A 23,448-nucleotide genomic window follows, 5' to 3' on the forward strand; every position below is an offset into this window, starting at 1 on the left:
GAAAAAATCGAAGCTAGAACGCGTTTCCACTTACCGAAAGAGTTACGAAAAGTACCAGTAGAAGAATCATGACGCCGGCGACAACCCAGCCGAGGTAGGACAAAATCAAGTTACTTTGCGCGAGTACCGTCCGATTGTCGGATCGATTTTTGGTGTGCCGGGAACCGGCACCATCGATTTCAGGATGGAGACTGGCCGCAGCACGGGACCGCGCTACCTTATCGAGCTCTTTCTGCTGGAGGAAAAAGGCAGCTTTGAGGGCCTCCAGTTCACTGTTAAGATCGTCGATCTGTCTACTGGAATTCACGAGGATCTCGGCGTAAGGGGTCTCCGGATTCTTCTCCTCCTGCCGCTGACGGAGTCGATCGATGAGAGGTTCGAGTTTCTTGTACTCGACTATCTTGCTTTCTATTATTTCGAGCTGCTCGCTCAAGGGGAGACTTGTGTCCAGGGATTCGTTCCTGGTGATTTTCTTGGTGATGCTGACGATGATTGGGTCCAGTTCGTGCTGAACCTGGCCCGACTGAGAGGAACGGCCGGTCTGCCGGCGGCCGGAAAATCCACCCGATGGCTGTCCGTCTGACCGGGTCTTCCTCCCGCGACTACCGGTCTCCGAGGGTGGCTGACCGCGACCACCACCCCGAGAACCTGCGTGACGCCGGTCCTGGTTGTCGTCGTAGCCAGTTAACGCTGGCTTCCAGCCTGAGATCTTTCCGCCGTGCCCGTGGTCTCCGGCGTAGTCGTCATCCCCGCCGCCGGCATCGCCATCAGTTTGCGGCGAGGCATAGCGGTCGTCCCGCGGCGGCGCGGCGCGGCCTGCCCGGGATCGCTGGCCACCACCGGTTCGTCGCGGCTCGGCCGGCGGCGCGGGGGTGGATGTCGTGTCGAGCCTAATTTGCTGGGTCGGTGGGTCTCGGGTGGCCGATCTCTGGCCGGTTGCCGTGGCGATCTCAGGGTCGACGGGGGCACCTGGCTGGTGGGGTCGGGCCTGTTCGGGAGCCACGTGCCCGAGCGGAGGCGCAATCGCGAGCTGTGGGCCGGTAACCGACCGCACCGGGCTCGGCGGGGGAAGCGGGGGAAGCGGGGGAAGCGGGGGAAGCGTGACGCCTTCTCTCCCGAGCAGCTTCGCGCACCAGTCGGCAACATCCTGGGCAGATGCCCAGACGATCGGACCGGCCGCCCGGAGATGCGCGGTGAGCGGCCGGCTGGCACTCGCCTCGGTGGACCACGCCGCGCGGCCACCGAAGTCGGACTCGATGTCCGGAGACGCGCCGCCATAGCGGGCAGCTTCGGGACCGCCGTAGTCATACCCCGGTGCGGGTTCGCCGTCGTGATGGCCGAACTCGCGGACGCCGTCGCTTAGAAGCCCGCTGGGGTAGGACTCGGAGCCGGTGGAGCCGACGCCATCGAGCCCGACATCGTCGAATCCGGTGTCATCAAAGCCGATGCTGCCCGGCGCGGGTTCGTCATAGCGGAAGAAGTCGTCGCGGTCGAAGATGGCCAGTTCGACTCGATAGTGGGCAGCGAGCATGGCACCGGCATCGTCGAAGATCTCGTGGTCGGCCCGCCAGCCCGGAGTGATCCGCGCGCACAGGTGCTCCTGGCCCTGCAGCTCGAACCTCGGCGGGTGGGTGCAGATCACCCGAGGGGCGAGGATGGCCGCCGCCCGAGGCAGCCGTCCCACCTGGGAGAGCGAGAAGGTCAGCTCGGCGTCCTCGCTGCTCTCGACGCCGTCATCGCCGGCCCGGCGGCCGAGACCACGAAAACGCCCGCGACCACCACCGTCCATGCCCTGCTCCCGTACCCGCCGGAGCAAATCGTCAAGGCACCACAGCAGGAGCTGGTTGTCGGCCGTCTGCCGGTCCGGCAGCAGCAGGTGCCAGTGCCGGTCCTGGGAGGACCCGTAGCGCAACGCGGCGGCGGCCAGCCGGCCCAGGTCGCCTTCGTCCACCGTGAAGCGCCGCGCGTCCAGCGCCGCGGCCCGCGAGGCGAGGCCGCGCAGGCTCTCGGCGGTTGGCGTCTCCGATCCTCTGACCTGGCTCAGCAGGCGGTCGATGGCATCGGCAAGGCTGCCGCCGGCGTCGACCTCGCCAGGTACGGTTCCGGCTGGGACCTCTGACGGTTGCAGCGACAACGCGAGCGTGGAGGTCAGGTCACTGGGGTGGCCGAGGAACAGGCATCCATAGCGCCCTGACCGGTCATCGGCAGGAGACGCGAGGCGGGTCGACTTGTACCGGTCTCGGATCCGTACGCCGACGACGGCCCACTGCCCGTCCCGCACCCGGCAGACGCTCACGTTGCCGCCGCCGGCGCCGGACGGGTTGGCGTACCGCTCGTATCGCCCGCTGCAGGCGGCCAGCGCGTCACCGGTCAGCGAGGAGGCGATGGGTATGAAGCCCTGACCGCCGACCTCCCGCACGCCGCGCGCACGATCGGTCTCATCCCGGTAGAGGATGTAATGGACCCGCGATGCCTCCGGCGTACCGAGTATTTCGTCCAGCGGCTGCGCGGCGGTCACGACCATCAGAGATCACCGCCCTGCGCTGTCCGCGGAGGTTCCGGCCAGACCCCGACCTGGAGCCCGGCCGGGCCGAAGAGCCCGCTCATCGCCAGCACGGACACGAGCGGGTCGAGCACCCTCTTCGGCCGCACTCCGTTGACGAACCGGACATACGGGGTGCCGAACTGGTCCTCGGCCCCAACGCCCTGCGAGCCGGTGGCGGAGACGAAGTGCATCGTCACTTGCCGGAACACCGAGTACGGCTCCAGCCACTTGCCCATATCTCGTTGGAAAAGGTATGCGTAGGCGTCCCGGCTCTCCTGCCAGAGCAGCTGGCGGTCCGGGTTGCGCGCCTGGCGGAAGGCCGCGAGCTGGGGCCGGCGAAGCCACCGCATCACCGGGTCCTCGAACCGCACCTCGTCACACTTGTTGATCGCGATCGCGACGGGGAGGTCGTGCCGGCGCCCGTCCTGGTTCTGCAGCCGGCGCAGGGTCCAGCTGACCGCGGCATGGATGTCCTCGCGCCCCACGCGAGTTCGGTCCCAGTCCGCGACCACGATCATCGCGTCGATGGCGAGCAGGAACTGGTTGCCGAGATCCCGGCCCGACGCGAGCACCTCGCCGGACACATCGAAGAACACCACCGGTCGGGTCACCGAGCCGTGCGTGACGACGAACCCGTCGAGGAACTCCGCCGGCGCGTTGCGCTCTGGCGTGGTCGACTCGATCGCCCGGTTGTACCGGAAAAGCGGGTCGACGAAGGTGGCGACGTAGTTGTCATGCTCCTCGTGGTCGAGCGCGTCGGCACGGGCCCCAATCGCGTCCAGCGCGCCGCGTTCGATCTCCCGCACCATAGCCGCGAGCAGGTGGGACTTGCCCGCGTTGCTGCCACCCACGAACGCGACGACCAGCGGGCGGCCGTACTGCCCGTAGCGCGCCGGGAGGAAGTGTGGGTTCTCGCTCTCCCGCAGCGGCGCGGCGCACTTCTTCCAGGCACCGAGCTGCCGGTCTCGGAGCACCCGTTCGGGCTCCCCGTCGAGTTGGAAGATCGGGATGAACTGGCGGCCTTTGGTCCGTTCGTACAGCGTCGGGTCGGCGTTCCAGTCGAACTCGTGCAGGCAGGTCGGGCAGAGGACGACGGTGGCGTCGTTCCTGGTGAACGGGGTGGTCATTCTCGCCAACTCCTGGATCCGCCGCCGCTTCCGCCAGCGCCGTCGCCACCGGACCGCGCACCTCCGGATCCTGCTGGCTCCTTGGCGCGGCTTATCCGGTCGAACTCGTCGATGCCCTGCCGGAACCGCCTCTCGTTCAGGACTGCCTCCGGGTAGCTGCCCGGAGGCACGAACTGGTCCGACGCGTTCAACTCCTCCATTATCAACTGAATCGACGGCCGGTCCCACGGTTCCGGCCGGAACACGCCATCCAGCGTCTGGTCGAGCCCGGCGGCGATCCCCCGCAGCTCCGGCGGGATCTCGTCGCCGTTGCGCAGCCGACCGTTGAGCACGTGCACCATGACCAGCCCGGCGCTCCAGAGGTCCTCTGCGGGGTCGGCAATCGCGTCGGGCTGGCGCGCCTCCGGCGCCGACCACAGCCAGTCGGGCGCCGGCCGGCATGGCTCACCGGTCAGCCGCGCGTTGCGGAAGTCTGTGATCTGAACGTTCTTCCCGGTCCAGCGGACCGTCATCGGCCAGATGCTGCGGTGCACCACGCCGGCCGTTTCCAACATCGACAGTGCCCGCAACAGGCTGACCTGGAAAGCCTCGACCGTCGGTATCCTCTCCACGAACCGCTCGACCGGGTCCCCGAGCTCCTCCCACAGCATGAACGGCGCGGCCTCGGCGGGGTTGTAGCCGATCAACCGGGACAGCTCCACCGGATAGCGCTGGCCGGCGGCAGTGGTCGCGCGGGCGAGCTGAAGACCGACCTGCACCTCGTTGTCGTACGCCTCGAACGCGTCGGCGGAACCGGATTCGGCGAGATCCTTCGGCAGCTTCTTGTAGAGGTAAGACCTCTTGGTGCCGACCTCGTCGACGATCAGGGTCTCCAACGGCCCCTGGCCTTGGCGGCCGGCCGAGCCGTTCCGGCTGGCGCGGGGCTCCAGCGGCCGCGGCTGGACGAGCAGTCTGCGCACGTTGCCTCGCGGGTCGACGTACTCGATCTCGTCCGGCTCGTCGAAGCCCCCGTCGCCGGCGCCGTATGGGACGTCCGAGCGCGGCCTGCGGCCGGCACCTGGTGGCGACGCCGCCATCACGCCTCCCCGGCGGTGGTCGTGCGCACCGCGCCAGGGCGCAGGCTGACCAGTCGCAGAACTCCGGCCACCTGGCCTCCCTCCGTCCACGCCAGGTCGGCGGGCACCGGCACCGCCGACGCGGGCTCGTGCCCGAGCCTGCCCAGCACGCCCCGCGCGGCCCGCGGGGCGAACCGGGCGACCGCCGCGCGCGCGGCGGAGACGTCGAGGAAGGAAAGGTCCTCGGCGCCGTTGAGCTGCAGGATGTCGTCGTCCGATACCTGGGCGCCAAGCACGTCGCCAACCCGGCGCGACCCGGTCCACACCGCGTCCACCAGCTCCTGGCGCGGCCCGTGGTCCTCGCGGCCGAACGGTGGCTGCTCGTGGATCCCCCGCAGCTGAAGGTGCTGGCCGTACACCTCGAGCAGCCAGTCCGCCTCCTCACGCAGCCACTGCGCTGGGGCATCGAGGGCGCGCCGCTCCAGATCGGTCCACACCCTGGTCAGTGCGGCGCGCACCAAGTCGACGAGGTCCTCGAGGACGACCCTGGAGATCTCGCCCACCCGCTGGTAGAGCAGTACCGCCACCTCGGTTTCCAGGCCCGGAACCGGCTCCGGCGGCGGGACGTCGACCCTGGGGTTGAGCTCGTCGGCGTAGTCGGCGATGGCTCCCTGGATGTCGAGCACCGCGCCACGCACCGCGTTGGTCAGCTCGTGCGCCGCGCGGCGCCGGTTGACCAGCATCCATTCGAACCGCGCCACGTGCTCGGCGAGCTCGGCCAAGCGCACCGCCGCCTCGCGCCCTTCGGACAGGGCAGTCTGCCACCGCCCGGCGGCCGACCGCCAGACCAGCGGCGGCCACAGGACCAGCCCCAGCGCGGCCAGCAGGAGGGTGACAGGGCGCAGCTGGCCGGGCAGCGGAGGGCCGCCGGTGAACCGGGTGAGCGCGCACCCCGCGGCCACTCCTGCCAAGCCGACGGCGCCGAGAGCCAGCCACTCACCCGCGGCGACGCGCTGGTCGGGCAGGCTGCCGGCGACCACCAGCAGCCGGGCACCGGCCAGCGCCAGCAGCCACGCGAGGACTCCGAGCACCGCGGCGGCCGCCAGCCCGCCGGTGCCGCTGGCGCCGACCGGCGACCAGAGGGAAGCGAGCGTGCACAGCAGGAAGACGGGGAGGACCAAGCCGGCCCCGGCAGGCCGGATACCCAGCGACGGCGGGCTCGCCAGCCGCGTCAGGGTGTCGTCCGGGCAGGCTTGGTCGAGCTGGTCGACGTACGCCGCACTGCCTGCGGGGAAGAGCGCCGACGCGATGCCGCCGAGCCAGCGCGCCAGTGTGCCGAGCGACACGCGTGTGTCCTCGTCCGGATCGACCAGGTCGAGCGAGTCGTGGGTGAAGCCGCGCAGACTGGCGACCACCGACCGGTCGTCGATGGTCGACGGCGGCTGCGCGACACCGAGGCGGGCCAACCGGTCGCGGGCGGCTGGGCCAAGGCCGCGCAGCCCGTCGAGGTCGGTGAAGTCGTCGGCCAGGTTGACGCGCAGCTGGCGCAGTTCGTCCGCCGCATCCGTCATCAGCGTCGCCGCAGTCGCCACCGGGCGCCGATCGACGCCGCCCTGTCCGGGCACGCGGCCGGTGAGCAGAGCGCGGGTACCGCGCAGGCCAGTCACCACGGCATCCGCGTCGTCGAGCAGATCGCGGCAGCGTCGCAGCGACGTGCCGAGCAGGCCGTCCGGCAGCAGGGCGCGCACCGAGCGGGGCCCGCGGGCGCCGGAGCGGGCGGCGGCCAGCCCTCGTTCGGGCGGTCCGGCTGGCAGCAGCAGCGACAGCGGCGGGCTGGGGAACAACCCGGCCGGCGGTGCGCCGCCGGCCGGAGTCTTGTCGTCGGATAGGGCCAGCCTGGCGATCGCGCGTTGCTGCGCCTCGTCGAGCACCCCAGTGTCGACCCGGCCGGAGACCGCCCGCAAACCTGGCGCCGCAACGGCGTCCGGCAGCTCGGCCACTAGGTTCGTCACCCGGTCAAACACTGACGGCTCGCGCAGCGCGTCGCGCAGCGCGATCAACTGGGCACTCTCAGACGTGTCTCGAAAGTCGGCGGAGGCGGCGGTCATCGAGCTCGGGCGCGTCTCGCCAAGACCCCAGCCGACACCGCGGCCGTCGCTCACCCACAGGGTGGCGATCGCGCGCTGCCCGAAGATGCTGGGCAGCCGCAGTGCGACGTCTCTGTCCTCGAAGGGCTCGGGGATGTCAGCGGCGCTGGCGCTGGCGCCGGGACCGCGCCAGCTGGCTGGCGCCTCGGTCCAGCCTTCGGCCTCCGGATCCACCCGGGTGGCGCGCCGGTCTGCCGCCGCGCCGGTGGTCGGTCGCTGGCCGTTGCGTGCCTCGCCCGCGCCCCTGCCGCGCCCCGGCCGACGCCCGTGGGTGGCGGGGTTTCCACCGTCGCCAGAGCGGCTGGGGCCATAGCTGTGCCGGTCAACGGCCGGCTCGTTCTCAGGGTCGTCGTCCGGAAGGCCGGAGTGCGCCACGCGCCGGCTCTGGGGGGCACCGCGCCCCGGCCGCCGGCCGGCGCGGCCCGGGTCGAACGACGTCGCGGAGGCGCCCCGACGCTCCTCCTGGAGGGCGGCCTCCCAGCGGGCCGCGGTCTCGGGGCTGCCCGTGCCGGGCGGCGTCGCCGTGCCGGGCCGCGGGCCCCGGCCCGGCCGGCCGGCATGCCGGGCCGTCTCGGGCGTCTCCCGCCGGTCGTCGGCCTCGTCTGGGTCCTGCGGCTCCGGCAGCCCGAGCGGAGTCGGCACGCCGCTGGCCGGGCCGACCAACAGGCACATCACCGAGCCGGCTGTCCTGGCCAACGCGACCTTGCGCACCCCCTTCACGTGCGCGGCGCGGCGCAGCTCGCGCGGGTTGTCGACGAGCAGCACCCGGCCCCAGTTGCCGGACCTGACCCCCTGCTCCCTGGCGAAGTCGCGCTGGAACTCGTCGAAGCTCGCGCAGTCGGCCAAGGCCTGGCGGACGTCGTCGTCACGCAGGTCGATCTCGACGACCAGGTCCTTGACGCCGTCAGGGGAGACGGGCATGCCCGACGGGGCGGTCATGGTCATCGCCACGGGTCCGTGTAGTTGTCGTCGTAGTCGTCGTCGCCGCGGCCGATCACCGGGTCCTGCTGGTCGGCCCGGGCAGAGCGGCCGCGCCGCACGGTGCTCACGTTCTCGACCAGCTCCCGCAGGTTCGCGAAGACCGGCAATGAGACGTTCTCGAACGGCAGGTCAAGGGCCGCCGGGAACGTCTTCGTCCAAAACTCCTGCACATGGCCGTGCGGGCCGGCCTTGCGCAGCGCGCGCCGCTCGTCCAGCTCGGTCTTCAGAGCTTCGGCCACCTTGTACAGCGTCAGGAACAGCTCGGCCGGCGGCACCGGGCCGCGGGCGATCCCATGGGGGGAGCTGTGCATGAGCTGCTCACAGAAGTCCCGCCGGATCACGTCGTCGTCGGCGAGGACCCATTCCTCATAGGAGCGCAGCAGGCTGCTCCACGACGACAGCCGGCCATACCTGGTCAGCGGGAGGGTCATCGCCACCCGGTCGCCGCCGTCGCCCAGCTGGACGCGCAGCCGGGCCGGGGACTCCGGGTCGTCGCCCTCACGCATCCCGATGTGGCCGTTCCACAGCGCGCACAGCAGGTGGTGCAGGATACGGACCCGGTCCTCCTCCGTAGTGACCGTCCAGGAAAAGTCGTAGCTGAGCCGCTGACGCCATTTCAGGAAGTCCTGCCGGAACTCGTTCGTGACGGCTTCCGACCAGAAGTGGATGATCTCCCGGACCTCCGGGACCTCGGTCAGGCCCATCGAGGTCCGGAACAGCACAACAGCGATCGACTCGGCGGTGATCGGGCGGAACTCCAGCGCCAGGCCGGAGTCGCGGGGCAGCCGCAGGCGGTCGCGCAGGAATCGCTCGATCCCCTCGTCCGCCGCGCCCGCCGGGTAGGAGATGAGCACCTTGAGATCGCCAGAGCCCTGCGGGGTGAAACCGGCGGGGACCAGACCGTGGATCTTCGCCTCAAACTGACGGATCTCGTCGCTGACGACGCCGCCACCGCCGTCCTCCGGCCGAGCGGCCCGCATTAGTAGGCTCGCCATCGTCGGGAGCAACGGCTGGGTCCCCGGCTGCACGTCCTGCGTGAAGAGGCGCTTGACCTCCTGCTTCAGCCGCTCACGCAGCGTGGCGACGGCCGCCGCCGGCGACTGCTGGCCGGCCTGCCAGGCGCGCAGCCAGCCGTCCGAGCCGAGCAGGGAGTTGACGATGTCCGCTTCCGTGGCCCGCTGCCGGGTGTGGTCGCGGTGGGCGAACCGGTCGAGCACGTCCCGGTAGAACGCGTCGAGGTCGCCATGCGGCGGCAGCAGGTAGGTCACGCCGACGCGGCTGCGGTAGAGCGCGGCGGTCCGCTGCGCGAACAGGCCCGGCTCCTCCTGGACGTGCTGCTCGAGCTCGTCGACTACCGCGGTGAGCTGGGAGCGCAGTCCATCGAAGGTCCTGCCCCACCGGCCGGCCTGATCGGACCAGGCAGCGCTCCACGCACGCTCCGCCTGCCAGGCATACCAGTTGTCCTGCTCGGTGAGCAGGCGCTGGACCCGGTCGTCGCTCCAGCGCATCTTCGACATACCCAGGAACTTGTTCCGCAGGTCACCGAGCTGTGGCGGCGCCTCGGCGATGCCGGCCGGCGGCCGCGGCGAGCGGCGCATCAGGTCGAGCAGCCCGGCGACCCCGGCGCGGCTGGGCGGCGACGCCAGCCTCCGCTCGCCTTCGATCACCCGCCGGGCCCGCAGCAGGTCCACCCCGCCGAGCAGGCTCTCCAGCGCCCGGTACGGGTCGAAGTCGGCGGCGATGCCGGCGACCTCGCGGCGCAGCCGGTCTTCCAGGAACTGGACGTTGCTCTCCATCGTCTGGCTGCGGGTCCGCAGCGCGGCGACGATGTCCTCCGCGCCGTTCACCGGCTCCACATCGGTGAACGGCGGTGGCCGGTGGCCGCGGACCGCGGCGAGGTTCGCGGCGGTGACGAAGCCGTCGACGAGTTCCCTGTTCTCCTCCGCTCCACCGGGCGGCGGGGTGGCCAGCTCGTCGAGCGCCCTGGCGAGCAGCCGCGAGGCGACGACGTCGGCCAGGTCGTCGACCGGGATCGTCATGGAGGCGACCAGACTGGTGGACACGCCCCGCAGGCCGACCCCCGACGAGGCCGGCACCTCCCGCTCCACGCCCCGGTTGATGAAGTCATCGGCGAACGACTGGTAGAAACGCTCCCCGCCCGCAGAGCCGGCGTCGGCGCGCTGCCCGGTGCCAACCAGCGACAGCATCAGGGACACGATGGAACGGTGCAGGTCGTCACGGCGCACCCCGGCGCTGCCGCTGAACAGGAACGCCGTCTGCACCGTCGACGGCAGCAGCGAGGTGGCCCGCTCCTGGCCGGGGTAGAGCACGCCGAGCGAGCCTGGGACGCCCCGGTGGGACAACTCCATGCTCGCCGACGAACCGTTCTGGCTGTCGACCAGGCGGAAGAGGTCCACCAGCGCGCGGGCCGAGTTCAGCCGAGCCCGGCGGCCGCCGCCCAGCTTGTCTTCGAACGCCGACGGCATCAGGACCAGCGGGTAGATCTGCGCCCGGTAGTCGGAACGCTGGAACGCGTCGCCGATGAGATACAGGTAGTCGTAGAAGATCCCGGCGCCGGTGCCGCCGGCGACCGAGAAGGCGACGAAGACGTCGCAGGACTGGCCGAGGCGACCGCCGAGCCGCAGCAGCGCGTCGCCTGAGTTGCTGATCGCCCCGATAGCGTCGTTGATCGGCCCCTGCGCCTGGCCGAGACCGCCGCGGAAGGTCTCGAACAGAGCCGCCCGCCCGACGGTCGGGAGCTGGCCGGCGCCCTTCAGCAGCGGGGCGATTTTCGGCTCGTGCTCGGTGCCCGGCAGCCAGCCGCGCACGTAGTCGGTGGCGTTCGCCCGCAGGCTCATCGCGACCTGGGGGTAGGTGTCGAACCGCGGCACCAGCCCGTGGGTGAGGTGCTGGGTGCGCCCGACTGCCGCCCGGTGCTCCTCGGAGCCGGCGCGGCCGGACAGCGCGGTGAGCTCACCTTCGTTAAGGTCCGCGTAGACGAACTGCAGCGGGGCTGGCAGCTGGTAAGGGAGATAGCCCGCCGAGGGGATCTTCGCCATGAGGTCCCGGCCGTCCGGGCCGCACAGCTCGTCGCGAAGCCGCCGTTCCAGCTCCGCGCCGACCGCGCAGCCTGTCCCCCCCAGGCCCACGAACATCATCGGCTGGTAGATGTTCATCCTCGGTTGCCTGTCTCCTTGCCATCTCCCGAACCGTGGTCCGGTCTGCCGCTCACCTGGCGCGATCCGCTACCAGGCGGTCCAACGTGCTGTCGCCGTCGACTGGTGGGCTGGCCACCGCGCCGGTCACGGCCGGCGGCCTCTGCCAGGCCGGCGGCCGGAGTCACCGCCGTCGCGGCCTCGCCCGCCGGGCGCCTCCTGGGTCGGGTGCTCGTGGACGTCGTCGGCGGGCCGCCGCTGGTGGCCGGCGAGGCCCTGACCCGTGTCGCGGGCCCCGCGGCCCCGGCTGGGCCGGGGGCCCCGGTCCGAGCCGGCGGTAAGGGTCTCGGCGTCACGGTCCGCGTCGCTGAACTGGGAATCGTCCCAGCGAGCGTCGTCCATGCCGCCAGACGAATACCCGTCGCCGGACCTCCTCGCCCAGAAGTCGTCCTCCGCCGGCGCCGGCGAGTCTGCGCGCGCGCCGGAGGTCGTCGGTCGCTGGCCGGCGGCGGTGGTGGTCACGCGGGTGTCCTCGTAGCCGACCTCGAGCCCGTCGCCCACCGACACTTTCTGACTGCCCCGAAGCGGGACCGCCCGGTTGTCCGGCTGGGTCACCACGAGGCCACCCATGTCACCGCGGCGCGCGACGTAACGCTTCTCGCCAGCGCGCGGCCGGTCGAGGGTGGGGCTTGCGCCGGCGGGTTCCCGGACCGCGAAGACCATCTCCGTGGCGCGCCGTGCCGGGGCGCGCAGCTGGTGAACGAGCTGGTCGCCGCGGTAGAGCTGGATCACCAGCCCGCGGACGTCAGCCCGCTCCCGCCGCGCGCCGACCAGCCGACTCACCATGAAGGTCCCGGCCAGCACGAGAACCGCTGCGACGATGTAGAGCCAGATCAGCTTCTTCCACAGCGGCGCCGGCTTGGCGATCGTGACGTTGAAGAAACTTTCGGCGTAGGCCTTCGACGGCTGGTCGGCGTCCACCGCGCGGACGGTGCCGCTGGTCCCGCCGAGCGGAGTCGCAGCGTTGAAGGAGATCTTGAAGGAGGCCTCGGTCCGGCCGGCCCCAGGGCTGTTGACGACCAGGTCGGCAGGGACGAGCTGGGCGAGCGCGCCGGGACTCAGGTCGTCGAGCACGAGGCGCAGCCGATGCGGCTGGCCGTCCTGGTTGGTAATCGTGATCTTTCCGGTCACGGTGCCGCCGGGATACACGGTGCCATCGCCCAGGGAGACGGCGGCGACCACTGGCGGCGGGCCGGTCGAGATCTCGGTCGAGTAGGTGCGCTCGTCGGGCAGCACGCCGGGGGCGTCGACGGTGCCGACGAACGTCAGCACACCGGTCGCTCCGGCGGGCACGGTGTACTGGCCGGAGAACTGGCCGTCGTTGGCCTTCTGGTCGGTTCCCTTACCGTCGTCGGTCAGCGTGAGGAGCTGAGGCGGGACCGTGTCACCGCTCACCCCCACCCCGACCCGCACCCCGCTGAGCACCTTGGGGTCGTCGATCTCGCCGGTGCGGGTCCGCAGCCGGATGTGGATCGCGACCCGCTCGCCGGCCCGCGGCGACGGCGGGTCGACGACGAGGGAGGCGCGAACGACGCCCTGCCAGATCGCCGCCGCGACGACCTCGGTGTCTTTCGTCGTGCCGGGGCCGGCCGTCAGCCGGATCGTCCACCTCCCTGGCCGCGGGTTGGCGACGCGCAGCGAGTCGACGCCGTCGCCCTGCGGGCCGCGGGTGAACGTCGAACCGTCGAAGCTGGCCTGGTCGCCAACCTCCCTACCCAGCGGGTCGAGGTAGCTGACCTGGACGGTCGGGTCACCTTTGAGCACGACGAACGCGCCGTCCGTGCTGATCTCGGGAACGCTCACGTGTAGGTCGACCGACTGACCGGGCCTCAGGTTGCCGCCGCCGAACTCGGCGTGAGCGCAGCGGGCCGACGCATAGGCACGGACCAGCGCCTGAAGGGTGTCGTTCGAGGAACTGACGATGGTCGCCCGCGGTTTCGCGTCTGGCAGGTTGTTACAGGTCTCCTGCGCGCCGCCCGCGGCAAGGGTGTCCAGGGCGTCCTTGTTGATCTTGTCGCCGAATCCCAGCGGCCAGATCTGCGCCCCGTCGGCCCGGGCATCGGCCAGCTCGCCGGTCAGCTCCCGCCGGGCCGCGTCGTTGCGCTCCGCCGGGGTCGCGCCGTACTGCGGGCTGTTCGGGACGTCGAGCTGGCCGTCGGTGAGCATGAAGACCACGTTGGCGCGCTGGATCGAGTCGGTCTTCTGGTCGAGGACGGACAGCGCCTGCCCGAGCGCGGCAGCGAAGTCGGTGTCGTTTCCCTCGTTGGCGTCGCGGCGATGCAGCTTTGCGATACAGCGGACCAGAAACGTCTGGTTCGCGGCGCTGCCGAGGTCGGTCAGCGGGCACACCGGGTCGACGGCCGACTGGCCGGGGCCGTTGGAGCTGCCGAAACCGATGACCGCTACCTGCGACTGGGATGACAGCTCGCCGAGAGCGAGCAACGTCGCCGCGCTGCGCTCCCGTTCCACGTCGGTGTCCGACTCGCTGCCCGACTCGTCGACGAGGATGACGACACGGATTGGCTTGGTCTGGAGGGCCTCGTCCTTGTTGCCCGAGCCGCCGGAATCGGACGCACTGGCCGTCGCGTTCACGCTGGGTGTCGAGAGCGCCCGCGGCCCGTTGGCGCTGGCGGCGGACGCGCCGAGAAGAAGCACCGCCGAACAGACCAAACCATAGGCCGCCGCGCGCTTCATCTGGCGACCGACCCAACCATAAGCGCTGGTCAGCGGCACCCGCCTCAGCTGACGCCGGAAACGAGCCTGGCTTCGACTCAATACCACTCGACGAGCTCCCCCCGGAGAAGCCGAACCGCTCGCTGAATTGTACGTTGCGGGCAAAGTCGGCGCCGCACCCGTGGTGTGTGGACAGCAGACGGTATCGCTGGCCGCCGAGCTGCTTCCGGTCGGTTCCGCCATCCTCCGCGAAGAACGGCCTGGCAGCAGCTCGGCGGGGAGCATGAAGGCCGGCGCCGCCGCTCCCTTAACCCGTTCCCGGCGGGTCGCCACCAAGCGTTGGGCTTGCTGAAGTCGATGCTCTCGTGGGCGCTGGGTGGGCATCCTCGAGTACGCCGGTTCGCGCGCTGAATGGTCACGTTTCTTGACGGCACGTAACGCAAGGTAACCGTCGCGACGTCACCCGTTCGGCGGTGAGCGGACCTTGTACCGAGGGTTTTCGCGCGACAGCCGGTCAGATGGCCGCGGTCAGGACCGGCCCGCACGGAAGGTCTCGCGCGGCGGCACGCCGCGCCGGGCCAGCCACAGGGTGTGCTCGCGGGAGATGGCCTGTTCGGCAGAGTCGACGAAGTCGGCCCACGTCTTGTCCGCGTCGTCGTAGGTGGCCCGCTTCGCCTCGACCTCGTCCAGTGCCTTCACGAGGTCCCGTTCGGTGTGCTGGTAGGCCCGCGCGATCGTCTCGAAGTCCTTCGACTGCGTCCACGCGAGGGCCGCGGCGGCCGCCGCCGCGGCGATACCCACGAAGTCGACGTCGAGGGAGGTCAGGACGCCGACGAGGCCGAGGACGATCCCAGCGAACGGGATGAAGATGGACACGCAGAGGAACCTGTCGGCGTTGGTCGCGTTCTTCCTCGCGTTCTTGCGGTACCAGTTCCGCTGGTTGTCGAGACGGCCGGCGACGTACTGGTCGATCCTCTTGATCAGGTCCTCCGTCCGCAGGTCCGTCATGCTCGGCGACGGCGTGCCCCCGCTTGGGCCATGGGTTATCAGCCGGTCAACTCCGACCTCCTTCATCCGTTCGAGCAGTTCGTCCATGCGGCCGCGGAAGACGTCCTCCGGGGACTTGCCGTCGGCCCGCTCGGCCTCCGCGAACTCGCCGCCACCCACGGCGAACTGCCAGCTCAGCGACTTGACCGACTCGGCGACCGCCCGGGCGTCGTACCAGGTGCGCTCGGGCCGCCTGAGGGCCAGGGCGAGGTTACAGACGAACACGCCGATGAAAGCCACTATGGCGATCCAGGTAGCAACGTCCACCTCGGTCTCCCCGACGTGCGGCTCGATGGGCAGCGCGCCGAAAAGCGCGGACAGGACGGCCAGGACGAGGGACGCCTTCGTCAGCCGGAACAACATGGCCTGCTGGGCCGCCGACGTGCTCGACGCCTCCTTGTGGAGCGCCGGGTAGACGATGCCGCTCATGGATTCCCTCAGTATCTCGGGTCGCTGCGTATCTCAAGCTGCTGCAACTTCTTTTCGCGTGCCCGTACGCCGCGCCGGATATGCGCGGGCCGACCACGCTACGACGCCGTGTCATCCAGTTGGTTCAGCTTCTTCTGGAGCCAGACGCAGTCGTGGACGCCGTACTTCCTGAGGGTATCCAGGTCCGTCCCGGTCGTTCTGACACTCCTGAGCTGAGCGTCACGCCGGCATTCCTCCCGACGGTCCATCAGGCCGAGCATGAAGTAGATCCAGAAGGCCTGCACAGCCGGACGGTGCCACTGGCTCGTCGGCCGGACAGCATTGTCCGGCAGGTCGTCCGGCCGGTAGCTCTTCCGCAGCATCCAGGCGAACGGCAACGAAACCTGCAACGCCAGCGGCGACAGCAGGTCCGCCGCGGGCCGGTACCGGTCCGGCATCGTGAGGTTTTCCCACCGGGTGCCGTCCGGCCTCTTGGCTTCCTTGAGCGTGTCGGACACCTTGTCCTGCTGCTCGGCGAGGGCACCCAGGTGGGTGAAGATGAGCACCCGGCGGTAGTCCGCGTCCATCGGATCTATCATCTTGCTCTGCTCGGCCTCTGCCAGGACGTCGAGCGCCTCGTGGAAGTAATCCTCCGCGAGATTGTGGCGGTGGCCGTCGTGAGCGGGCAGGAACAGGCGCAGTTGTTCGACGAGACCGAGTCCGCGGGTGGCCAGGAAGTAGGTCTCCACTCCGGTCGCGGTCGTCCGGCCAGCGTTACGGCAGGCCCGGCGGAAGTGCTCCTCTGCCTCGGTCAACGCGGCGGCGTTGGGGCGTTCCCGCTTCTGCAGTGCGATCAGCCCGAACTCGAGATCGCAACGCGCGACCAGGTCCGCGTCTCGCTGGCTCAGGCCGTCGGCCAGCATGCGCGCCGCGAGGCACTTGTCCTCGGCGTCCCCGAGGTCGTTGACGAGACGATCGAGGACGGCGGCTGCCAGCGACAGCCGTGCCAGCACGTCTAGCCGGAGAGGCCGGCCACGCAGCCGGTCGATGGCTGCGGCCACCCCCTGCGCCTCATCCTTGAAGCTGTCCGACTCCGACAGCTTCAACAGCCGGCCCACTGGCTCCACGACCAGGTCGCGCTCGTCAAGCCGCAGGACGGCGTCGGCGGCCGCGGTCGCGAGCTGTGCCGCTCGCTCATGGGCCTTCTCCGCGCTGTCCCGTGCGACCCGGATCTCGGCCGCCGCCTGCAGGAATCCGGCGAGCGCCTCCTTCAGCGCGTCGCCGAGATCCCTCGCCACCTCGACCGCCTCCTTGAGCTGGCCCACCGCGGCGGGTTCCTCCTTCTGCTGGTTGGCGAGCGCGAGAAGATACTGAAAGCGCGTGACGGAATCCCCGTCAGTGGCTTTTCTTCTCGCGGTCCGCCGCTCGGCGGCCTCCCTGTCGTCGAGCACGACCGGGGGCAACGGGAACTCGGGTTCGGGCTCGTTCTGCTCCTCCGGCACGTCGTACCGGTCCGCGATCGACCTGAGCAGGGTGGCGCGGGCCTCCTCGCGTCTGCCGAAGGCCAGGGCGGACGCGAGCTCGACACACTCGACGGGCCGGTCGAAGGGAGGGAGACGCGCGAACTGCTCGGTCCGGACGGGGAGAAGGACCTCCCGCCCGCCCTTGGTGACCCGGGGGCGGGCCCACTCCCAGGCCTCCTTGGCCAGATCGAGGCTGATGTAGTCCTCCCTGAGCAGCGGCATGACACACAGCGTTCCGCCGGACCGGGTATTCGTCGGGTTGCCATGGGCCGTCCGCAGCTCCTGCTCGAGGATTCGCGTGTCCAGGTGGTAGGCGCGCTGGCGCCGAACGCTCAGCCCATGTTCCTTGAGCAGCCACTCCACCCACACGGCCACGGCCTCGTCCTCGGCGCTGTGGCTGAGGACCACCCGGGTGTAGTCCGCGTCAATCGGCGGCCGCTCGAAGCTGTCTGTGAACGTCTTCCACTGGTCTCGCGGTACGGTGAACTTCACCGGCTCGCTCAACGTGACGTTCTCTGCCAGGAACTCGACTGCCTTCAGCACCTCGTCGTAGTCCGAGCTAGCCTCCCGCGGCGGTGTCTCGGTATACGCGTAGCGGGGGCTGTAGGGGACGATGGCGCGGTCCCAGTAATCGCGATCATCCTTGCCGACATGATTGCCGATGAGCCCCTCGAATTTGCTCTCGTAGCGCAGCCGCGCCTTCCTCAGCTGTGGGTTGTCACTGAGCTCGACTCGACAGGGAAGCGGGAGAACTCGGGTTCCGGGGCTTTCTTCGTGAATCTGCGCGGCGATCTCCGCCGAGTTGTCGATATTCTGGTCGTTCAGTGAGAAGCACGTCACAACAGTGTCGGGAAGAATTCTGGTAGCGATTCCCGAGGTGTCACTGATACCGGTGCGATTGTCGATGAGCACGTGTTGGAAATCGTGCTTCATCCTGGCCCGGACCGCCTTCAGGAAGTCGCCGCCGCGCAGGTTCCGGAAGAAGTGCCCCCAGTCTAATGAGACGACTTCGTTGTCGTAGTCGGGGTTGAGGTACCCCGCCGGCATGAATTCGATCATGCCGGCGATGCCACCGGCGCTTGTCTCGACCTGCACGGAGAGCTCCTCGAGGGAGGTCAGGTCGTCAAGCTCATCCTGGTTCTCGTGGATCTCGTCCACGGCCGCGCGCAGCAGCGCCGGCGTGTCCACCCCGCGCTCCCGGATGTCCCGTACGGCCTCGGTGACCTTCGCGGTGACCTTCGCGGTCAGATCCTGTTCGAACACGGCCTCGGCTTCCCCGCCCAGCCTGGCGAAGACGTCACCCGCCACGGTGAGAAGCTGTGCGGTCAGGGCTTTCGCCAGTTCCTGATCACCGTGGCCCTTGGGCGACGCCCCGCGACCGTCGACGAGCTGGTCACGGACAGCGGCGGCCGCCGTGGTGAGGGCGCGGCGAAAATCCGGTTCGGAGTACCCCTCCGGAGGGAAGGGGGTCGCGGCGACGATCTCGGCAAAGATCTCGGCGAACCCGCGGCGCAACTCGCCGCGGAGTTCCGCAAGCAGGTCGGCCTCCGCCTGCCGGAATTTCTGCTTGTAGAGCTCGCTGACACGACCCGTATAGCGCGAGATCAGTCCGAGTACGCCACTGGCGTCGCCCCCCGGAGGTCCTTCTTCGGTCGGAATGTTCGGGTAGAAATACTCGCGTAGCCCGGGTGCCTCGAGATCCCAGTCGACGACGAGGACGCGACAGCCCTGGGACGCCAGCACCCACGCCAGTTGGGCCAGCACCATCGTCCGACCGACGCCGCCCTTAAACGAATAGAAGCTGGTGATGGCGCCGACGTCGCTCGTCTGGCCAATATTCGTCGTCATATTACCGCCTGCGGTTTGGCTTGACGTGGTCAAGACCAGGGTCGCTGCCGCCGTCCAGAAGTGTTCGCATCGCCCATATTCCCTTGACCAGCGCCGTCGTGAGCTGGTCCGGGCTGCTGAACGCGTAGACCTCGCCCCCCTGATCGAGAAGGGTCATCACGAAGAGCTGGCGGCTCGTGGATTTCGGCCTCCTGTTGATGGTCAGGGTGTTCACCCAGCTGGTACGAGAGGGCTGCCCAGACAGGTCCTCCCGCCTGAGCTGATCCTTCAGCCAGTCCTCCATGTCAAGATCTGTGACCGGGATGGTGTCGCTGAGGGCGGCCACGGCCTGCTGGCGTTTCCACCCCTCTATCTCCGTCCAGTCTTTTTCTGGGAGAAGAGGATCGGCCTGGGCGACCGCGTTGAAGCGCCGCAGGACCCTGTCGACGATTCTTTCCGGGTAGAGTTCCTCCTTATTCCACTCGGTGTCGACAGGCGACGAATGCCCGAACGGGCACCAGTCGGCCGGGTCGTCTCTGACCGCGTAGATGAGGTTCGTCTCCAGCGTCTTCCGCTGGGCGGCCTCCGGAGAGAACGCGGGTTCCAGTGACTTGAAGTTCGTCAGGCCCAGCGGGTCGAGGGGGTCTGGCCGCCTGGCGAAGTCGGTATGGATCAGTTCCGCGATGGTCTCTACGTACGCGTGGTACTTGGCGGGGTTCGAGCGGAGGAGCCTCTGCAAGCCGGGTCGCTCCGGCGTGTCGTCGGGATAGCCGACGTGGTATGGCGTGAGCACCGGGTGGAGGTTTTCCTTGTCCTTCTTCCTCCCGTCGCCGATCTTTCGCCACCACACTGGAATCAGCCGGTCGAGGGCGCGCTGCCCGGCGGGCGTGGAGGAAAGGAGCCGGCGGCGGAAATAGGACCATTCCTTCGAGCACCAGGGCGAGCCGAAGAAGTTGGCCGAGCAGAGGGGGAGGAAGTAGTCGCACCGGTCGAGTTCCTTCAGAAGCTCGCTCTCCCAGGTCTGCCCGTTTTTCAGCGACTTGTTCGAGTAGAACACGTGGGGTTTCTTGGTACCGGGAAACTTCTCCGCCAGCCGTGCGGTCAGATCGCTCACGAACGTCGTCGCGCTCTGGTTCACGTTGTCGTGGGACGAGAAGCTGACGAAGACCTTCGGCGATCTGGTCCCGGGAGCATTCCCGCTGTTGGTCGCGACGCCGGGTGCCGCGGCGCTCAGGGCCGGGACACCGTTGGCGACACCGTTGGCCGGAACGGGGGCCGTTACCACGTTGGAACTACTCATCTCACCTGCTCCAACTGCATGGGCTGCTCGGCGTTCAGGGCCGGGGCGTCGACGACGGACAGGGTGACGCCGGCGCCGAGGTCGTACTGGTTCTCGGTGCCGGCGGGGATGGCGTGCGAGCTGTCCTCGGCTGACCTCTTCAGTCTGAAGCCGCCGTTGCTGTCGCGGGTGAGCTGAAGATTCCAGCCGGCCTCGCCGGTGGCGGACAGTCTCGGCTGGGTGCTAAGATCGCGTACCTTCAGGTACAGGGTGTCGCCCAGGTCGGGATCCGCCTGGAAGAATGCCACTGCTTTCGGGCCCCGGCGTAGATAGACGGTCACCCCCGAAAGAGTGGGCGGCGCGATCGGAACCGTGGTTGACACATCGAGGAGGCTCACCGGGGTCGACCTCCCCCGGAGGAGATGCATGATGAACGCCACGACCAGCGCCACCAGTAGGAAGCCAACGACTCCGATAGTGACCTGATAGGGCCGCAGCGCATCGTGTCCGTCAGGGGGCACCGGCTGCTCGGTCGGCGACGGCACCGTCGTTGGCGGGGCGGTCGTTGGCGGAGCGGTGCAGACAGTTGTCAGCGACGCCGCCTGCAACACCTGGCCCGCGGCCGCCTTCAGGCCGTCGACGCTGCCGGCGAAGACGGCCTGAGCGCCTGAGCCGCAGGCGGGCTGGCCGGCCCCCGTGGCCAGGTCCGTCAAGGCCTGCTGGTCCTTGTCGACCGCCGTGCCGGCGCCGACCGGGAATCCGACGGGCCAGACCTCGATCCGTGCAGCCCGAAGCTCCGAGGCAACCACTCCGGGCAGGTCCCGGCGAGCGTTCTCGGCTCGGACGGCGGAGTTCGGTGGGTTTCCGTCCGATCCGGCCGCGCCGAGCGGCTCACCGGCCAGCAGAAAGATTATCTTCCGCACGCTGTCGGGGCTGGGCCTGCCGAGGACCGGTTGTTCGAGGATGGTTTTCGCGAGGTCCAGGGCGAGAACGGGATTGGCGCCGTCGCCCGCACTGGTCCAGCGGTGTTGGAGTCTGTCGACGCAGTTGTGCAGGAACTGTGCCGATGAGCCTGGGCCAATCACGCTTGTCGGGCAGATGACCTCGGCGGCTGGCCCCTCCCTGGGTTCACTGCCGTACTCGACGACGGTCACGAGGGAGCCGCGCACGCTCTGGGCCGTCATGTAGGTGTCGACCGCTTGGCGCACCTGGTCCAGGGTTCCCTCACCGATCCGGGCCGAGACGTCGACGACGACGACAATGGCCACGGGCGGGGGATCCGTGGTCGATACCCCGCTGACCCCGCCCGCCGCGGTGACGACGCCGGCGAGTTGGCCACGGTTGCCTAGGGCTGCTCGCGGCGACGCGACGGGAGCGGCCCGCGAGTGGTCGTCGGCCGTGGTCAGCCGGACGTCCGAGACCTGGTGGTTGACAAGTGCAGGGCCCATGACCAGCACAAATGCTGTAAGGGCCACGATGGCTGAACCCATAATTCGCCGGCGCGGCGTATTACCGCGCGCTCGCGACAGCTCTCGTAGCAATGGCCACCCCCGTAGGACCGGCTATCGAGATTTGCCACAATACAGCACACGAACCGGTCGATGGTGACAGGTCCGGCCATTTCCGTCGCGACGGTCGAAGATCGTGTCTTCGGTGGGACTGCATGGCCGCCGGTGCACTGGCGCTGGTGATCCGATCATTGTTGTGACCAGGCATTATTGTGGCCGACGACTACTTCACCGCCCGTCCTGCGCTGACGGTCTGCATGGAGCGAAGGCGTACGAGTCCGCGCATCGGCCGCGGTCGAGCTTGAAGCAGCCATGCTCGTCGAGTGGGCCGCGGCGTTGCTGCGGCGGCCTTAGCTTGTCGCTTAGCTTGCCCGTCCCTCAGGTCCTGCGGCTGTTGACGTGCCGGTGGCCTTCCGGACCGGTTGGATGATCGCCCGTTGTCGGTGGCGGAGTGTCAAGGTCGACCTGCGTCGGGCTGACGTCGGGGGTCAAGCGCCACAGCCACAGTGGATTTGGTTCCGTTCGCCGGGCCACCGTGGGACGGCCAGGCGGATCAGCGCGCCTGCCAGGATCGGCAGCTGGCCCGCCTGCCCTTCCCAGCTGCGCAGCGGGTCAGCCTCGAGTAGAGCCGGTCCCAGGCGGCCGCGGCCGTCCGTCCGTCGCGGGTGGTGTCGGTACTCGCATGGCGGCTGTTTCCCCTGCTTCGCCGCAGGAAGATCTCATCGGCCGAAACGGATACGGTCAGGTACTCACGCTGTCGGGACGACAAGCGGACATGGCGGGTCCGACTACAGGTCGCCGGTGCCGCCCGCAGGCTTGTCACAGTTGACCGTCCGGGTGCCGGGGCCGGATGACGGGTGCCGGGGCCGGATGCGGAGAGCGAGCTTGCACTCACCGGGGTCGAGTGCTAAACAGGGAGCTGGCACTCGGGTAGTCTGAGTGCCAGCAGGCTGAAACGACGAGGCTGTCTCGATCAGTCATCCGGGCCGATCCGCGGATCGGCCCGTTGAGCGCCCGCTCTGGGGCTGCGGCCCCAGGGGACGGGCGCCGGTGCGCGGGTCGTGGCGTGAAGCCGTCCGTCGCGGGCGTCGTTGTGGCCAGGCCATCACATTGCCATATCCCTGTGGGAGGACTCCGACACCATGCCGAAGATCATTGCCTTCGATGAGGAGGCGCGGCGCGGCCTGGAGCGCGGCATGAACCAGCTGGCCGACGCCGTGAAGGTCACGCTTGGTCCGAAGGGCCGTAACGTCGTTCTGGAGAAGAAGTGGGGCGTACCCACGATCACCAACGACGGTGTCTCCATCGCCAAGGAGATCGAGCTCGAGGACCCGTACGAGAAGATCGGCGCCGAGCTCGTCAAGGAAGTCGCGAAGAAGACCAACGACGTCGCGGGTGACGGCACGACCACCGCGACGATCCTGGCCCAGGCGCTGGTCCGTGAGGGCCTGCGCAACGTGGCCGCGGGTGCGAACCCGCTGAGCCTGAAGAAGGGCATCGAGGTCGCTGTCGAGAGTGTCTCCGAGGAGCTCTCGAAGCAGGCCAAGGAGGTCGAGACCAAGGAGCAGATCGCCTCGACCGCGTCGATCTCCGCGGGTGACCCGGCGATCGGTGCCCTGATCGCCGAGGCGCTCGACAAGGTCGGCAAGGAAGGCGTCGTCACTGTCGAGGAGAGCAACACCTTCGGGTTGGAGCTTGAGCTCACCGAGGGTATGCGCTTCGACAAGGGCTACATCTCGCCGTACTTCGTCACGGACGCCGACCGTCAGGAGGCCGTCCTCGACGACCCGTACATCCTGATCGTCAACAGCAAGATCTCGGCGGTCAAGGACCTGCTCCCGTTGCTGGAGAAGGTCATGCAGGCGAGCAAGCCGCTGGCGATCATCGCTGAGGACGTCGAGGGTGAGGCGCTGGCGACCCTGGTGGTCAACAAGATCCGTGGCACGTTCAAGAGYGTCGCGGTGAAGGCCCCCGGTTTCGGTGACCGCCGTAAGGCGATGCTTGGTGACATCGCGATCCTGACCGGTGGCCAGGTGATCTCCGAGGATGTCGGCCTCAAGCTCGAGGGCACCACCGTCGATCTGCTGGGCAAGGCCCGCAAGGTCGTCGTCAC

General features: G+C 69.2%; 11 protein-coding genes and 1 pseudogene. 1 reads left to right on the forward strand and 11 read right to left on the reverse strand.

The genetic code is table 11. The features are described from left to right. Positions 1 to 13: 13 nt before the first annotated feature. The 11 genes and pseudogenes from BCD48_RS43930 to BCD48_RS50390 form a co-directional block, all read right to left on the reverse strand. Entirely contained in the window at positions 14 to 2,524 is a 2,511-nt protein-coding gene (locus BCD48_RS43930; protein WP_071054630.1) for a hypothetical protein, read from the reverse strand. Beyond that, a complete protein-coding gene (locus BCD48_RS43935) occupies positions 2,524 to 3,672 on the reverse strand; it encodes a TRAFAC clade GTPase domain-containing protein (RefSeq protein ID WP_071054633.1) in 1,149 nt (382 codons plus the stop codon). The genes BCD48_RS43930 and BCD48_RS43935 overlap by 1 nt, the downstream gene beginning before the upstream one ends. Then, entirely contained in the window at positions 3,669 to 4,748 is a 1,080-nt protein-coding gene (locus BCD48_RS43940; protein ID WP_071054635.1) for a protein kinase family protein, read from the reverse strand. Before BCD48_RS43940 ends, BCD48_RS43935 begins: the two co-directional genes overlap by 4 nt. Beyond that, positions 4,748 to 7,819, reverse strand: coding sequence for a hypothetical protein (locus BCD48_RS43945; RefSeq protein ID WP_131804242.1), 3,072 nt, complete (start codon positions 7,817 to 7,819; stop codon positions 4,748 to 4,750). Before BCD48_RS43945 ends, BCD48_RS43940 begins: the two co-directional genes overlap by 1 nt. Beyond that, positions 7,816 to 11,031 (reverse strand): tubulin-like doman-containing protein, encoded by a 3,216-nt coding sequence (locus BCD48_RS43950; protein ID WP_071054639.1) that lies wholly within the window; start codon positions 11,029 to 11,031, stop codon positions 7,816 to 7,818. The genes BCD48_RS43945 and BCD48_RS43950 overlap by 4 nt, the downstream gene beginning before the upstream one ends. Before the next feature lie 126 nt (positions 11,032 to 11,157). Further along, a complete protein-coding gene (locus tag BCD48_RS43955) occupies positions 11,158 to 13,764 on the reverse strand; it encodes a vWA domain-containing protein (RefSeq protein WP_071054641.1) in 2,607 nt (868 codons plus the stop codon). 507 nt (positions 13,765 to 14,271) lie between these two features. Continuing rightward, positions 14,272 to 15,219 (reverse strand): DUF4231 domain-containing protein, encoded by a 948-nt coding sequence (locus tag BCD48_RS43960; RefSeq protein ID WP_071054643.1) that lies wholly within the window; start codon positions 15,217 to 15,219, stop codon positions 14,272 to 14,274. Positions 15,220 to 15,317: 98 nt separating this feature from the next. Continuing rightward, positions 15,318 to 18,569: a nucleotide-binding protein gene (locus BCD48_RS43965; protein WP_071054645.1), complete on the reverse strand. Its 3,252-nt coding sequence runs from the start codon at positions 18,567 to 18,569 to the stop codon at positions 15,318 to 15,320. 1 nt (position 18,570) lies between these two features. Beyond that, positions 18,571 to 19,848 carry a toll/interleukin-1 receptor domain-containing protein gene (locus tag BCD48_RS43970; protein ID WP_083420135.1) on the reverse strand — a complete coding sequence of 426 codons (1,278 nt, stop codon included), beginning with the start codon at positions 19,846 to 19,848 and terminating at the stop codon, positions 18,571 to 18,573. Next, positions 19,845 to 21,275, reverse strand: a complete 1,431-nt coding sequence (locus BCD48_RS43975) for a vWA domain-containing protein (RefSeq protein WP_157910640.1) — start codon at positions 21,273 to 21,275, stop codon at positions 19,845 to 19,847. Before BCD48_RS43975 ends, BCD48_RS43970 begins: the two co-directional genes overlap by 4 nt. Before the next feature lie 289 nt (positions 21,276 to 21,564). Beyond that, a pseudogene (locus tag BCD48_RS50390) lies at positions 21,565 to 21,642 on the reverse strand (IS6 family transposase); the annotation flags it as partial. A gap of 835 nt (positions 21,643 to 22,477) precedes the next feature. Between BCD48_RS50390 and groEL the strand changes: the two are divergent. Next, the coding region (gene groEL / locus BCD48_RS43980; protein ID WP_116271861.1) for a chaperonin GroEL at positions 22,478 to 23,448 on the forward strand (971 nt) is incomplete at its 3' end.

Origin of the sequence: Pseudofrankia coriaricola, assembly GCF_001854805.1 — a bacterium.
Lineage (GTDB): Bacteria > Actinomycetota > Actinomycetes > Frankiales > Frankiaceae > Pseudofrankia.